The sequence below is a fragment of the Streptomyces sp. NPDC048600 genome, from assembly GCF_055587025.1.
Map to the genome: position 1 here is coordinate 1 of NZ_JBVJGZ010000027.1, position 15,113 is coordinate 15,113.

9 protein-coding genes are annotated in these 15,113 nt (G+C 68.6%); 8 read left to right on the forward strand and 1 reads right to left on the reverse strand.

Annotated features, from left to right (window positions below):
* Nucleotides 1-197: 197 nt before the first annotated feature.
* Entirely contained in the window at nucleotides 198-3,941 is a 3,744-nt protein-coding gene (locus ACZ6SQ_RS29765) for a GH92 family glycosyl hydrolase (protein ID WP_469567645.1), read from the reverse strand.
* A gap of 416 nt (nucleotides 3,942-4,357) precedes the next feature.
* Between ACZ6SQ_RS29765 and ngcE the strand changes: the two genes are divergently transcribed.
* The 8 genes from ngcE (at nucleotide 4,358) to dxs (ending at nucleotide 15,079) form a co-directional block, all read left to right on the forward strand.
* A complete protein-coding gene (ngcE, locus tag ACZ6SQ_RS29770; protein WP_469567462.1) occupies nucleotides 4,358-5,812 on the forward strand; it encodes an N-acetylglucosamine/diacetylchitobiose ABC transporter substrate-binding protein in 1,455 nt (484 codons plus the stop codon).
* Between the two features lie 136 nt (nucleotides 5,813-5,948).
* Nucleotides 5,949-6,878 (forward strand): carbohydrate ABC transporter permease, encoded by a 930-nt coding sequence (locus ACZ6SQ_RS29775; protein ID WP_386380832.1) that lies wholly within the window; start codon nucleotides 5,949-5,951, stop codon nucleotides 6,876-6,878.
* 20 nt (nucleotides 6,879-6,898) lie between these two features.
* Nucleotides 6,899-7,843, forward strand: a complete 945-nt coding sequence (locus ACZ6SQ_RS29780; RefSeq protein ID WP_469567464.1) for a carbohydrate ABC transporter permease — start codon at nucleotides 6,899-6,901, stop codon at nucleotides 7,841-7,843.
* A 371-nt stretch (nucleotides 7,844-8,214) separates the two neighbouring features.
* A complete protein-coding gene (locus ACZ6SQ_RS29785; protein WP_469567647.1) occupies nucleotides 8,215-9,414 on the forward strand; it encodes an ROK family transcriptional regulator in 1,200 nt (399 codons plus the stop codon).
* Nucleotides 9,415-9,534: 120 nt separating this feature from the next.
* Nucleotides 9,535-10,647: a sugar ABC transporter substrate-binding protein gene (locus tag ACZ6SQ_RS29790; protein ID WP_386380834.1), complete on the forward strand. Its 1,113-nt coding sequence runs from the start codon at nucleotides 9,535-9,537 to the stop codon at nucleotides 10,645-10,647.
* A gap of 187 nt (nucleotides 10,648-10,834) precedes the next feature.
* Nucleotides 10,835-11,626, forward strand: a complete 792-nt coding sequence (locus ACZ6SQ_RS29795; RefSeq protein WP_386380835.1) for an ATP-binding cassette domain-containing protein — start codon at nucleotides 10,835-10,837, stop codon at nucleotides 11,624-11,626.
* Entirely contained in the window at nucleotides 11,623-12,927 is a 1,305-nt protein-coding gene (locus ACZ6SQ_RS29800) for a sugar ABC transporter permease (RefSeq protein WP_469567468.1), read from the forward strand. Before ACZ6SQ_RS29795 ends, ACZ6SQ_RS29800 begins: the two co-directional genes overlap by 4 nt.
* A 229-nt stretch (nucleotides 12,928-13,156) precedes the next feature.
* Complete coding sequence (gene dxs, locus ACZ6SQ_RS29805; RefSeq protein ID WP_469567470.1) at nucleotides 13,157-15,079, forward strand: 1-deoxy-D-xylulose-5-phosphate synthase; 1,923 nt, start codon at nucleotides 13,157-13,159, stop codon at nucleotides 15,077-15,079.
* Nucleotides 15,080-15,113: the final 34 nt, after the last annotated feature.

Genomic DNA, 15,113 nt, shown 5'->3' on the forward strand with positions numbered 1-15,113 from the left:
CCCCCCCCCCCCCCCCCCCCCCCCCCCCCCCCCCCCCCCCCCCCCCCCCCCCCCCCCCCCCCCCCCCCCCCCCCCCCCCCCCCCCCCCCCCCCCCGGCCGCCGACCGCCCGGAAGGCAGTGGGGGCCGGCCAGACGGGTTCGGCACTCCCGGGCGGCCGGGACGCGGTGATCGGCACTGGGCTCCCGACTCCGCCGCTCAGGCGAGCAGTTCGACCTCCGAGACGGTCGCCCCGCCGTCGAGCACCAGCCGGTACTTCCCGTAGATACCCGGAGCGGCCACGGTGAACGCCCGGAGCTGCCGGTCCCACCGGAAGGTCTCCCCGGACCGCTCGTCCAGGGTCTTCCAGGTGGTGCCGTCGTCCGAGCCCTGGAGCGTCCAGGCGGCCGGCGCCCGGGTGTGGTCGGCGGGCGAGGTGAGCGTGTACTGCACGGCCCTGGTCCGCTCGCCGACCGGCAGGTCGACCGAGGTGACGGCCTCCTCGGTCGACGAGGTGTCGTCGAACAGGGCGCCGGAGCCCTTCAGGACGTCCGCGCGCGGTGACGGCACCTTGTCGTCCTGGGTGATCGAGACCGGCGCGGCCCCGCGTCCGGTACCCCAGGCGGACGGCCGCGGGCCCATCTCGAACTCCAGCTCACCGCCGCGCGCCAGCAGGGAGTGCGGCAGCGAGGTCGACCGCCACTTGACGCCGTTGAGGCGCACGTCCTGGACGTACACGTTGCGGGCGCTGTTGCGGGGCGCCCTGACCACGAGGTCACGGCCGTTCTCCAGGTGAACGGTGGCCTTGGTGAACAGCGGGGAGCCGATGGCGTACTCGCCGCTGCCCATCACCAGCGGGTAGAAGCCGAGCGCGGAGAACAGGAACCAGGCCGACTGCTCGCCGTTGTCCTCGTCGCCGTGGTAGCCCTGACCGATCTCGCTGCCGGTGTAGAGCCGGGCCAGCACCTCGCGGACCTTCTCCTGCGCCTTCCACGGCTGCCCGGCCGCGTCGTACATGTAGATCGCGTGGTGGGCGACCTGGTTGGAGTGCCCGTACATGCCCATGCGGACGTCCCTGGCCTCGGTCATCTCGTGGATGACACCGCCGTAGGAGCCGACGAACTCCGGTGAGGCCGTCTCGGGTGTGGCGAAGTACGTGTCGAGTTTGTCGGCGAGGCCGGAGCGGCCGCCGTAGAGGTTGGCCAGGCCCCGGCTGTCCTGCGGGGCGGTGAAGGCGTAGCCCCAGCCGTTGGTCTCCGTGTAGTCGTAGCCCCACACGCGGGCGTCGTACTTCGCGGAGTCGACCCGCCAGGCGCCCTTGGCGTCACGGCCCTGGAAGAAGCCGGCCCGGGTGTCGAAGAGGTTGACGTAGTCGCGGGCACGGTCGAGGAAGTACGCGGACTCCTCCTGGTAGCGCCGCTCGCCGGTCTCCCGGTAGAGGGCCTGGCCCATCCTCGCGATGCCGTAGTCGTTGAGATAGCCCTCCAGGGCCCAGGACAGGCCCTCGTGGGTGGCCGTGCTGGTGTAGCCGAGGAAGGGGGAGGTGGTCATGCCCTTGCGGCCGACGCCGGAGGACGGCGGCACGACCGTGGCGTTCTTCACCGCCGCGTCGTAGGCCGCTTTCGCGTCGAAGTCGACGCCCTTGACGTAGGCGTCGGCGAACGCCACGTCGGAGGAGGTGCCGGTCATCAGGTCGGCGTAGCCGGGGGAGGACCAGCGGGAGGTCCAACCGCCGTCCTTGTACTGCTGCACGAACCCGTCGGTCAGCTCGCCCGCCTGAGTGGGCGTCAGCAGCGAGTAGGCCGGCCAGGTGGTGCGATAGGTGTCCCAGAAGCCGTTGTTGACGTACACCTTGCCGTCCACGATCTTCGCGCCGGTGTGCGTCGGGGTGTCCGGGCTCGGCATCGGCGAGAACGGAGAGGCGTACTTGTACTGCGAACCGACCTTCTCGAAACCGGAGTTGGGGTACAGATACAGCCGGTACAGACTGGAGTACAGGGTGGTCAGCTGGTCCGGCGTGGCGCCCTCGACCTCGACCTTGCCGAGCAGCCGGTCCCAGGCGCGCCGTGCCGTGGAGCGTACGTCCTCGAAGGACGTGCCGTCCGGGATCTCCTGGCGCAGGTTGTCCTCGGCCTGGTCGACGCTGATCAGCGAGGTCGCCAGGCGCAGGGTGACGGTCCGGTCGGGTCCGGCGTCGAAGCGCAGATGTCCCTTGACCCCGGCGGCGGAGCCCTCCGTCACCGGCTTGTCGAACTCGCCGTACACGAACAGCCGGGTGGCGCCCGTGGACAGGCCGGACTTCACGTCGGAGTACCCGGTGAAGGTGCCGCTGTCCCGGTCGAGGGTGAGCCCCGCCTGGTCGGTGACGTTGTCGAACAGCACGCTCGCGTCGTCGCCGGGGTAGGTGAAGCGCAGCACCGCGGCGTGGTCGGTCGGGGTCATCTCGGCCTTGAGGCCGTTCTCGAAGGTCACACCGTAGTAGTGCGGCGTCGCGGTCTCGTTCTCGTGCCGGAAGGCCAGCTCACGGGCCTCGCGGCCGGGGTCAGGGGTGCCCGCGGCGGCGGACGGCATCACCTGGAAGGTCTGCCGGTCGCCCATCCAGGGGCTCGGCTCATGACTGGCGCTGAACGCCTGGATCGTGGGCAGATTGTCCGCGTTGTTCCCTCGGGCGTAGTCGTACAGCCAGCTCAGCGAGCCCGCGTTGGTCACCGGCGTCCAGAAGTTGAAGCCGTGCGGAACGGCCGTCGCGGGGAAGGTGTTGCCGCGCGAGAAGCCGCCGCTGGAGTTGGTGCCGCGGGTGGTGATCGCGTAGTCGGCCAGATGCGCCTTGGGGCGCTCGGGGGCGGCGGGCGCGATCCTGACGTCGTCGAGCCAGCCGCGGAACCGGGCCGGGCCCGCGGGGGAGTCGTAGGCGACGAGGACGCGGTCGATCGTGCGGCCCGCGGCGACCGAGCCGATCCGCGAGACGACATTGTTCCACTGGTTGACGTAGAGGATCTTCGCGGCGCCCTGTCCGCGCGGGCTCAGCGCGAAGCCGTGCTGGTCGGTCGCCTTCAGGTCGCTGAGATACGTGCCGTCGGTGAAGGCCAGGTCCACCGCGACGTGGGTGGCGTCGTAGTCGCGGTCGCCGTCGGCCATCGCCGGGAAGATCCGGTACGACAGCCGGGTGTCGCGGTGCACGGCCACGTCCACGTCGAAGACCTTGTTGGACGAGTACGCCCGGCCCTCGGAGGTGTGGCGGCCCGCGTAGCGCAGCGCCCGCTTCCCGGTGAAGCCGGCCGCCGACTTCGCCGTCGGTGAGCCGCTCGGGCCCCGGTCGACCAGCGACAGCATGTCCTGCGGCACCGGGCCGTCGCCGCCGCCGGTGGAGAACTGGACGTCGGCGAGCTGGGTGATGGCCAGGGCGCCGTTGTTGCGGGTGATCTCCAGCCGGAAGTACCGGTACTCGGCCGGTTCGGCGAGGTCGAAGGTCCGGGTCTGGAAGCGCTCGGCGAAGGTCTCGCCGCTCCGGCTGTCCAGGGTCTTCCAGTCGGTGCCGTCGGCGGAGCCCTTCAGGGTCCAGTCGCGCGGGTCCCGCTCGGCGAAGTCATTGGCCGAAGTCAGGGCGTAAGTAGCTAGTTTGACCGGTTTGTCCATCTCGAACTCGGCCCAGCCGGAAGGCTGGAAGACCAGCCACTTGCTGCTCGGCTCGCCGTCGACGAGGTTCTCCTTGACCTCGCCGGCGCCGGTGTTCTCGCCGCTCGCCCGGACGTCCGTGACATGGTCGGTCACATTGCCCGGGATGCCGCTGCTGTATCCGCCGTCCACGCCCGAGGCGCGCTCGGTGCCGTCGGGCGCGGTGTCGACCGTGTTCAGCCAGTCCGGTGCCGGTTCGCCCGCCTCGAAGGAGGAGGCGAACTCCCGGCCGGCGGCGTCGGGTTTCTCCGGCAGGGCGACCGCCACGCCCTGCGAGCCCACCGCCAGGGTGAGGACGGCGGTCAGCGCCACTGCCGGACCCCATCTGTGCCGAACTCTGTGCACGAGCCCTCCCTGCACTTTGGACAACGTTGTCAACTTCGTGCGCAGGGTCAAGTAGGGGCTCAAGTGGTCAGGCATGTCAAGGGTGTTGACTGTGGCGTCCGGGGGTATTGTCGCGAATTCCTCCGGTCGTGATCGATCGGGCGGCGGATATTTCCGTGAGGTCTCAACTCGGAAAAGACCAACGGCGAACCTTGCATTCGATCTTGCTCCGCTGGCGGGAAGTGGACTATACCTGTCGGCGATCCCGGACCTTCACCAGCGTCCCGGAGCAGTTCGTGCACGACCCAGCTTGACCCCACCGCGGTGCCGGCGAGGATCCGGTTCACCGCCTGAGTCCTGGAGAAGGCGAGGACTTGAGCATGGGATCCACTTCCGCCGAGAACAATGGTGCCGAGAACTCCGACGCGGGTGTCGGCCGCCGCGATCTGATCAAGCGGTCCGCCGCGCTCGGCCTGATCGCCGTGCCGTCGATGGGCGTGCTGTCCGCCTGTGCCAGCGGCGGCGGCGACGAAACGAGCGAGGACACCAAGGGCAAGACGACCAAGGACAACCCCTTCGGTGTGAAGAAGGGCAGCAAACTCGACGTCGTCATCTTCAAGGGCGGTTACGGCGACGAGTACGCCAAGGTGTGGGAGGCGAGCTTCCAGAAGAAGCGGGGCGTCACCTCCACCCACACCGGCACCCAGGAGATCACCGGAAAGCTCCAGCCGCGCTTCAACGGCGGCAATCCGCCGGACATCGTCGACAACTCCGGCGCGCAGAAGATCAAGATCGACGTCCTCTACAAGAACGGCCAGCTCCTCGACCTCGCCGCGGTCCTGGACGCGCCCTCGGTGGACGACCCCTCGAAGAAGGTCCGCGACACCCTGATCCCCGGCACGCTCGACGCGGGCATGCAGGAGGGCAAGATCGTCGCCCTCAACTACATCTACACGGTGTGGGGTCTGTGGTACTCCGGCAAGCTCTTCAAGGAGAAGGGCTGGGAGGAGCCCAAGACCTGGGACGACTTCCTCGCCATCTGCAAGGACGCCAAGTCCCAGGGCATCGGCGGCCTCGCGCACCAGGGCAAGTACCCGTACTACATCAACGTCGCCATCATGGACCTGATCGCCAAGACCGGCGGTCCGGAGGCCATGAAGGCGATCGACAACCTCGAGCCGAACGCGTTCGTCGGCTCCGACGCCGCGAAGGCCGCGGTCGAGGCGGTCTACGAGGTCGTCGAGAAGGGCTATCTGCTGCCCGGCACCAACGGCCTGACCCACACCGAGTCGCAGACCCGATGGAACCAGTACAAGGCCGCCTTCATCACCTGCGGTTCGTGGCTGGAGAACGAGCAGCTGAAGCAGACCCCGGCGGACTTCGACATGAGGTTCATGCCGATGCCGCTGCTGCCGGACAGCGCCCTGCCGTACGAGGCGATCCGGGCCGGCTCCGGCGAGCCGTTCATCATCCCCTCCAAGGCCAAGAACCTGGCCGGGGCGCAGGAGTTCATGCGGATGATGCTGTCCCGAGAGTGGTCGACGCTGTTCGCCAAGGAGGCGAACTCGCTGACCATCCTCAAGGACGGCGTGGACCCGAGCGTCCAGCTGCGGCCGGGCACGCAGTCCACGGTCGAGGCGTCCAAGGCCGCCGGTGACAACACCTTCCGGTTCCTGTACACGGAGTGGTACAGCGAGATGGACACCGCCATCCAGAACGCCTCCAACGAGCTGATGGCCAAGCGCATCCAGCCCGCGGAGTGGCTGAAGCGGGCGCAGGCGGCGGTGAACGAGGCCGCGAAGGATCCGGCGGCCAAGAACAACCGCCGGGAGTAGCGAATTCGGGTTTCGCCATGGGGGCGTGGGTGCTGTCCAGGGTGTGGTTCATCGCGGCGTGTCGCGCACACGCGGCGGCAGCCGCATATCGGGTACAGCCCCACGCCCCTTGGGGACGACAGGGGCAGGGTGTTCGATGCGTAAAGGGCAGCACCGGTTCGTAGCGGGGTTCTTGTTCGTCCCCGTGGCGTTGTATCTCGTCTTCGTGATCTGGCCTTATCTCCAGACGATCGGCTACTCGCTGACCGACTGGAAGGGCCAGTCCCAGACGTTCAAGTTCATCGGTCTGGACAACTACAAGGAGTTGTTCCAGGACGACATCTTCCTGGGTGCCATCTGGCACAACATCCTGTTCCTGGTGTTCATCCCGGTGATCACCATTCTGCTCGCGCTGTTCTTCGCGTTCATGCTGAACGCGGGCGGCCGCAGCCGGGCCGGCGGGGTCGCGGGCGTCGCGGGATCGAAGTTCTACAAGGTCGTGTACTTCTTTCCGCAGGTGCTGTCGCTGGCGATTCTCGCGGTGCTGTTCGGGGCCGTGTACCGCAGTGACAGCGGCGGCATGCTGAACGGCCTGCTGATGAAACTCGGCCTGGTCGACGAGAGCAGTCCGGTGGAATGGCTCAACGAGCCGAACATGGTGCTGTGGATGCTGATGCTGGTCGTCGTCTGGCACGGCGTCGGCTTCTATCTGGTGCTGTTCTCGGCGGCCATGCAGTCCATTCCGCGCGACATCTACGAGGCTGCCCTGATCGACGGCGCCGGGCGCGGCCAGTCCTTCTTCCGCATCACGCTGCCCCTGCTGTGGGACTCCGTGCAGACCGCCTGGGTGTACCTCGGTATCGCGGCCATGGACATGTTCATCCTGGTGTCCACGATGACCGCGGGTGAGTTCGGCGGCGGCCCCGACCATCACAGCGAGGTCATGGCGACCGCGATGATGCGCAACTTCCTCATCTACGGCAAGAGCGGCTACGCCTGCGCCATGGGCGTGGTGATGCTCGTGCTCACCCTGATCCTGTCCGTGGTCATGCTGCGGGCCACCCGCCGCGAGCGCATCGAGTTCTGAGCGGGAGAGAGACGACCGACATGAGCGCACCCATCGACGACACCAGCGCCCCCGTCAAGCAGGGCGCGGCCGTACCCGCCCAGCGGTCCCCGGACAAGATCCCCGTCCGCCCCGGCGGCGGGCGGGGCGAGGGCGTCGTGCTGAACGTCTTCTCGCACGGCTTCCTCGCCGTGTGGGCCCTGCTGATCGTGCTGCCCCTGCTGTGGCTGGTGCTCAGCTCCTTCAAGACCGACGCCCAGATCGGCGGCTCGGCCTTCGGCTGGCCGCAGAACTGGTCCCTGGACGTGTTCGCCCGCGCCTGGGACAAGGGCATCGGGGACTACTTCCTCAACACGGTCATCGTGCTCGCCTTCTCGGTGCCGCTGACCATGCTCTTCGGCTCCATGGCGGCCTACGTCCTGGCCCGCTACCAGTTCTGGGGCAACCGGTTCCTGTACTACTTCTTCGTCGCCGGCGCGATGTTCCCGGTGTTCCTGGCCCTGGTCCCGCTGTTCTTCATGGTCAAGCGGCTGGACATGCTGAACACCTACCAGGGTCTGATCCTGGTCTACGTCGCCTACTCGATGCCGTTCACCGTGTTCTTCATGCACGCGTTCTTCCGGACCCTGCCGACGGCGGTGTTCGAGGCGGCGATCCTGGACGGGGCCTCGCACGCGCGGACCTACTTCCAGGTGATGCTGCCGATGGCCAAGCCGGGCCTGATCAGCGTGGGCATCTTCAACACGCTGGGGCAGTGGAACCAGTTCATCCTGCCCACGGTCCTGATGCAGCCGCAGAGCGGTGACGACCCCGAGCGCTATGTCCTCACCCAGGGCCTGATCCAGCTCCAGCAGCAGCAGGGCTACGCCACCGACCTGCCGGTCCTGTTCGCCGGCGTGAGCATCGCCATGATCCCCATGCTGGTCGTGTACCTGTCCTTCCAGCGCCAGGTCCAGGCCGGACTGACCTCGGCGACCCTGAAGTGACCCGGGGAGACCGGACCGGCCGGAGCCGGGGCGACCGGGGGAGACCCACCCGGCCCGGGGAAGACCCGCCCGGGCCCCGGGGCGAGGCGAGATCACCCGAATGGCGTAACCCCGACCGACTTGTCCCGGCGCTCCCGGACCGGGCCGGGCCCGGCCCCGCAACGACACGGGGACCGCGCTTGAAGTAACCCAGAGCTTTCACCCGAACGCACGCCGTTCCCGCCCCAGGGAGCGGCGTGCTTCGCTGTGTCGCTGCCCCCTGAAATTGTTCAACCTCTTGACGGGAGGCAACCCGAACAGCTCAGCTTAGAGTTCACTAGTTGGACATTGACGGGGCCTCACTGAAGCGGTCCCGCGCGCAGGAGGTCGTCGTGGAGACTCCGGGGTCGCAGTCGTCGCTGCACCGAGCCAACCTGGAGCGGGTGGTCCGAGCCGTCCGGCTGGCGGGATCCCTGACACAGGCGGAGATCGCGCGGACGACGGGCCTGTCGGCGGCGACGGTCTCCAACATCGTCCGTGAACTGAAGGACGGCGGAACCGTCGAGGTCACGCCGACCTCGGCCGGCGGCCGCAGGGCCCGCAGCGTCAGTCTGAGCGGGGACGCCGGGATCGTCATAGGAATCGACTTCGGGCATACCCACCTCCGGGTGGCGCTGGGCAATCTGGCCCATCAGGTGCTGGCCGAGGAGTCCGAGCCGCTGGACGTGGACGCGTCCGCCGAGCAGGGCTTCGACCGGGCGGAAGAGCTGGTCGGCCGCCTGGTCTCGGTCGCCGGCGTGGACCGGTCCAAGATCGCCGGAGTGGGCCTCGGTGTGCCCGGCCCGATCGACGTGGAGTCCGGTCAGCTGGGCTCCACCGCCATTCTGCCCGGCTGGAGCGGCACGCGCCCCGCGGAGGAGCTGCGCGGCCGTCTGGGCGTACCCGTGCACGTGGACAACGACGCCAACCTGGGCGCCCTCGGAGAGCTCGTCTGGGGGGCCGGCAAGGGCGTGCGGGACATGGCCTACATCAAGGTCTCCAGCGGTGTCGGGGCCGGTCTCGTGATCGACGGGAAGATCTATCGCGGGCCCGGCGGCACCGCAGGAGAAATCGGACATATTACACTCGATGAATCCGGCCCGGTCTGCCGCTGCGGTAATCGCGGCTGCCTGGAGACCTTCGCGGCGGCGCGCTATGTGCTGCCGCTCCTCCAGCCCAGTCACGGCACCGACCTCACCATGGAGGGTGTCGTACGGCTGGCCAGGGACGGAGATCCGGGCTGCCGTCGGGTGATCGCCGACGTCGGCCGACATATCGGCAGTGGAGTCGCCAATCTCTGCAACCTGCTGAACCCGAGCCGGGTCGTCCTGGGCGGTGATCTCGCCGAGGCCGGTGAGCTCGTCCTCGGGCCGATCAGGGAGTCTGTCGGCCGCTACGCGATCCCCAGCGCGGCGCGCCAACTGTCCGTTCTCCCGGGGGCACTTGGTGGCCGTGCGGAGGTACTCGGGGCGCTCGCCCTCGCACTCAGCGAGGTGGGCGATTCGACCCTTTTGGACGGCACGCTGCCGACCGCCACGCCTGCCTTCACTTAGAGAACGGATGGCACCGTTGCCATCTCGTTAAGGATTTACTTCTTGACGTCGCACGTGTGGCCGAGTTGACTTCCAGCCACCTCGGCCGCAACGACGCGGCCTCGTCAGGGAGGTTTCTGAATGAACACGCGTATGCGTCGTGCCGCCGTGGCCATCGCCGCCGGTGCAATGGCCGTATCCCTCGCCGCCTGTGGCAGCGCGGACAAGGCCGACGGTGGCAGCGACTCCTCGCCGTCGGCCGCCAAGGGCGACGACATCAAGGTCGGCCTTCTCCTCCCGGAGAACCAGACCGCTCGCTACGAGAAGTTCGACCGGCCGCTGATCGAGCAGAAGATCAAGGAGCTGACGAACGGCAAGGCGACCGTCGAGTACAACAACGCCAAGCAGGACGCGAACCTGCAGGCGCAGCAGGTCGACACCATGATCACCAACAAGGTGGACGTCCTCATCCTCGACGCCGTCGACGCCAAGGCGATCAAGAACTCGGTCCAGAAGGCCGTGGACGCCGGCATCAAGGTCGTCGCCTACGACCGCCTCGCCGAGGGCCCGATCAGCGCCTACACGTCCTTCGACAACGTCCAGGTCGGCAAGACCCAGGGCGAGGCGCTCCTCGCGGAGCTGGGCGACAAGGCCAAGAGCGGCCAGATCGTCATGATGAACGGCTCCGTCACCGACCCGAACGCCGCCAAGTTCAAGGAGGGCGCGCACTCCGTCCTCGACGGCAAGGTGAAGGTCGGCAAGGAGTACGACACCAAGGAGTGGAAGCCGGAGAACGCCAACGCCAACATGGAGGCGGCGATCTCGGCTCTCGGCAAGGACAAGATCGTCGGCGTCTACTCCGCCAACGACGGCATGGCGGGCGGCATCATCACCGCCCTGAACGCGGCCGGCATCGGCGGCATCCCGGTCACCGGCCAGGACGCCGAGCTCGCGGCCGTGCAGCGCATCGTCGCCGGTGAGCAGTTCATGAGCGTCTACAAGCCGTACGCTCCCGAGGCCGAGGCCGCCGCCGCGATGGCCGTCGCGCTCGCCAAGGGCGAGGACGTCACCACCGTCGCCAAGGACAAGGTCTCCAGCGACAGCGCCAAGGACGTTCCGTCCGTCCTGGTCCCCGTCACCTCGCTGACCGTCGAGAACATCAACGACACGGTCATCAAGGACGGCGTCTACACCGCCGCCGAGATCTGCACGGGCAAGTACAAGGCCGCCTGCGACAAGGCCGGCATCAAGTAGCACCCCCGAGGCACGGCAGGTCCACATGGGTACGGGAACCCAGCGTTGAGTTCCCGTACCGGACTGCCGCCTCCAAGGCTCCTCCGGCGCCCCGCTCATAACAGCCCCGCAAGCTCGCGCGGGGCGCCGGACGGAACATCCCCCCAACTCTTAGCACTACCTTCCGCCGGGTCAGGCGGCGAAGGAGATGGTTCACGTGTCCGCTACGCCTGTTCTGGCGTTGCGCGGGGTCTCCAAGCGATTCGGTGCCGTCCAGGCGCTCACCGACGTAGAGCTCGAGGTCCACGCCGGTGAGGTCGTCGCCCTGGTGGGCGACAACGGCGCCGGAAAGTCCACGCTGGTCAAGACGATCGCCGGCGTGCATCCCATCGATGAGGGCGTCATCGAGTGGGAAGGCAAGGCCGTTGCGATCAACCGGCCGCACGACGCCCAGTCCCTGGGCATTGCGACGGTCTACCAGGACCTCGCGCTGTGCGACAACATCGATGTCGTCGGCAACCTCTTCCTCGGTCGCGAGGTGAGCAAGCGCGGCGTCCTCGACGAGGTCGAGATGGAGCGCCGCTCCCTCGAACTGCTGAAGACCCTCTCGATCCGCATCCCCAGTGTGCGGATCCCGATCGCCTCTCTCTCCGGCGGGCAGCGCCAGACCGTGGCCATCGCCCGGTCCATGCTCGGAGAGCCGAAGCTGGTCATCCTCGACGAGCCCACCGCAGCCCTCGGTGTGGAGCAGACCGCCCAGGTCCTCGACCTCGTCGAGCGGCTGCGCGAGCGCGGCCACGCCGTCGTGCTCATCAGCCACAACATGGCCGACGTCAAGGCGGTCGCCGACAAGGTGGCCGTGCTGCGCCTCGGCCGCAACAACGGTGTGTTCGAGGTCAAGACGACCTCGCAGGAGGAGATCATCTCCGCCATCACCGGCGCCACCGACAACGCCGTGACCCGCCGTGCGGCGCGCACGAGTGGGGAGGTTTCCAAGTGAGCATCGACAAGACCTCCGCGGCAGAAACGACTCCGCAGGACCAGGGCCTCGTGGAGAACCCCGAGGCGGCCGCCGGTTCCGACGTCGCCGTCGACCCGCGCCTGCTGGTGCAGGAGCAGGGCCTGGCCGGCTACCTCGGTGAGTTCAAGCGCAAGATGAAGGCCGGTGAGCTCGGCTCGCTGCCCGTCATCCTCGGCCTGATCGTCATCTGCGTCGTCTTCCAGAGCCTGAACTCCGCGTTCCTCTCCGCGGAGAACCTGAACAACATCACGATCACGATGGTCGGCACCGGAATGATCTCGGTCGGCATCGTCTTCGTGCTGCTGCTCGGCGAGATCGACCTGTCGGTCGGCTCGGTCAGCGGCGCGGCCAGCGCCATCGCGGCCGTCCTGGCGGTCAACCAGGGCTGGCCCGAGTGGGCGGCCGTACTGTTCGCCGTCGCCGCGGGCGGTGCCATCGGTGCCCTGCACGGCTTCTTCTTCGCCGTCCTCGGCGCTCCGGCGTTCGCCGTCACCCTGGCGGGCCTGCTGTTCTGGCTCGGCTTCATGCTCCAGACGCTGGGCGAGAACGGCACGATCAACCTCGCCAGCGACGGCTTCATCGGCAAGCTGACCACGTACTACTTCAGCGACGTCGCCGCCGCGTACGGTCTGGCCGCCGTGGTCGTCGGGGTGTTCTTCCTCACCTCCTTCCTCGGCAACCGCCGTCGTGAGGCGGTGGGCATCCCGTTCCGTCCGCTGAGCGACACGCTGCTGCGCACCGGTCTGCTGGCGGTCATCGCCTTCGCCGCGGCTGCCATGTACAACCAGTACAAGGGCCTGCCGCTGGCCACGGTGATCTTCCTGGTCTTCCTGGTGGCGACCGACTTCCTGCTGCGTCGCACGGCGTACGGCCGCAAGGTCTTCGCGCTCGGTGGCAGCGTCGAGGCCTCCCGGCGTGCGGGTATCAACGTCACCGCGGTCCGGATCTCGGTGTTCGCGATCTCCGGCGGTTTCGCCGCCATCGGTGGTCTGTTCCTGGCCTCGAAGATCGCCTCCGCCAACCAGTCCGCCGGTACCGGTGACCTGCTGATGAACGCGATCGCCGCCGCCGTGATCGGTGGTACCTCGCTGTTCGGTGGCCGTGGCCGCACCTGGAACGCCCTGCTCGGTGTGCTGGTGATCGTCTCGATCCAGTACGGCCTCCAGCTGGAGTCCATCGCCGAGCCGGTGAAGTACATGATCACCGCCGGTGTTCTGCTCACCACGGTCGTCATCGACTCCATCACCCGCAAGACCCAGAAGACCGCGGGCCGCGCGTGATTCTGACGCCCTAGCGCCGACAGGGGCGTGGGTGGACCGGCGGCCGCCGCTCGAAGCGGGCGGCCGCGCGGTTCCCCGCGCCCCTTTCGGCGTTCCCTTGCTCCGTGTTCATGAGTAGAGCCGTTTGTGTGATCTGTGAAGCGCGGGCCGGGAACCAGTCGGCCGGGCGGAACATTAGACTCGACAAGCCCGGCAACAGCTCGATCAGCTCTACTGCAAGGAGGCACGGGTGCCGCTGCTGACCCGCATCAGGGGACCGCGCGATCTGGACCGGCTCAGCCTGGAGCAGCTCGACCAGCTGGCTGAGGAGATCCGGACCTTCCTGGTGGACGCGGTGTCCAAGACCGGCGGCCACCTCGGCCCCAACCTCGGTGTGGTGGAGCTGACCATCGCCCTGCACCGGGTCTTCGAGTCACCGAAGGACAAGGTCCTCTGGGACACCGGCCACCAGTCCTACGTCCACAAGCTGCTCACCGGCCGCCAGGACTTCTCCCGGCTGAAGATGAAGGACGGCCTGTCCGGCTACCCCTCGCAGGCCGAGTCCGAGCACGACGTCATCGAGAACAGCCACGCCTCCACGGTGCTCGGCTGGGCCGACGGCATCGCCAAGGCGAACCAGCTGATGAAGCGCGACGCCCACGTCGCCGCCGTCATCGGCGACGGCGCCCTCACCGGCGGCATGGCCTGGGAGGCGCTGAACAACATCGCCGAGGCCAAGGACCGCCCGCTGGTCATCGTCGTCAACGACAACGAGCGCTCCTACGCGCCCACCATCGGCGGTCTCGCCAACCACCTGGCCACCCTGCGCACCAGCGACGGCTACGAGCGCTTCCTCGCCCGGACCAAGGACCTCCTGGATCGCACCCCGGTCCTCGGCCGCCCCCTCTACGAGACCCTGCACGGCGCCAAGAAGGGCCTGAAGGACTTCATCGCCCCGCAGGGCATGTTCGAGGACCTCGGCCTGAAGTACGTCGGCCCGATCGACGGCCACGACATCGAGGCCCTGGAGTCCGCGCTGGCCCGCGCCAAGCGGTTCGGCGGGCCGGTCATCGTGCACTGCCTCACCGAGAAGGGCCGCGGCTACCAGCCCGCCCTCCAGGACGAGGCCGACCGCTTCCACGCCGTCGGCAAGATCCACCCCGACACCGGCCTGCCCATCGCCTCCTCCGGCGCCGACTGGACGTCCGTCTTCGGCGACGAGATGGTCAAGCTCGGCGAGGAGCGCGAGGACCTCGTCGCCATCACCGCGGCGATGCTCCAGCCGGTGGGCCTGGACCGCTTCGCCAAGCGCTTCCCCGACCGTGTCTACGACGTCGGCATCGCCGAGCAGCACGGCGCCGTCTCCGCGGCGGGCCTGGCCCACGCGGGCGTGCACCCCGTGTTCGCCGTGTACGCCACCTTCCTCAACCGGGCCTTCGACCAGGTCCTCATGGACGTCGCCCTGCACAAGTGCGGGGTGACCTTCGTCCTGGACCGGGCCGGTGTCACCGGCACCGACGGCGCCTCCCACAACGGCATGTGGGACATGTCGATCCTCCAGGTCGTGCCCGGCCTCAGGCTCGCCGCCCCGCGCGACGCCGAGCAGGTCCGCGCCCAGCTGCGCGAGGCCGTGCAGGTCGAGGACGCGCCGACCGTGGTCCGCTTCTCCAAGGGTGCCGTCGGCCCCGCCGTGCCCGCCGTGGGCCGGGTGGGCGGCATGGACGTGCTGCGCGAGCCCGGCACCGACACCCCGGACGTGCTGCTGGTCTCCGTCGGCGCCCTCGCGCCGATGTGCCTGGAGATCGCCGGTCTGCTCGACCGGCAGGGCATCACCACCACCGTCGTCGACCCGCGCTGGGTCAAGCCCGTGGACGAGGCCATGGCCCCGCTCGCGGACCGGCACCGCGTCGTCGTCACCGTCGAGGACAACTCCCGGGTCGGCGGAGTCGGCTCGGCCGTCGCCCAGGCCCTGCGCGACGCGGGCGTGGACGTGCCGCTGCGAGACTTCGGCATCCCGCCGCGCTTCCTCGACCACGCCTCCCGCGGCGAGGTCCTGGCCGAGATCGGCCTGACCGCGCCCGACATCGCCCGTCAGGTCACCGGCCTCGTGGCCCGGCTCGACGGCCGGTACGACGAGGCGGCCCCGGCCGAGGTCGAAGCCGCGCGCGACTGACCGCATGCACCCGGATGGGCCGGTTCTCACCACT

Coding starts and splice junctions, on each gene's coding strand:
- ACZ6SQ_RS29795 (WP_386380835.1), top strand. CDS start 10,835: ATGGTTCACGTGTCCGCTACGCCTGTTCTGGCGTTGCGCGGGGTCTCC.
- ngcE (WP_469567462.1), top strand. CDS start 4,358: ATGGGATCCACTTCCGCCGAGAACAATGGTGCCGAGAACTCCGACGCG.
- ACZ6SQ_RS29775 (WP_386380832.1), top strand. CDS start 5,949: ATGCGTAAAGGGCAGCACCGGTTCGTAGCGGGGTTCTTGTTCGTCCCC.
- ACZ6SQ_RS29790 (WP_386380834.1), top strand. CDS start 9,535: ATGAACACGCGTATGCGTCGTGCCGCCGTGGCCATCGCCGCCGGTGCA.
- ACZ6SQ_RS29780 (WP_469567464.1), top strand. CDS start 6,899: ATGAGCGCACCCATCGACGACACCAGCGCCCCCGTCAAGCAGGGCGCG.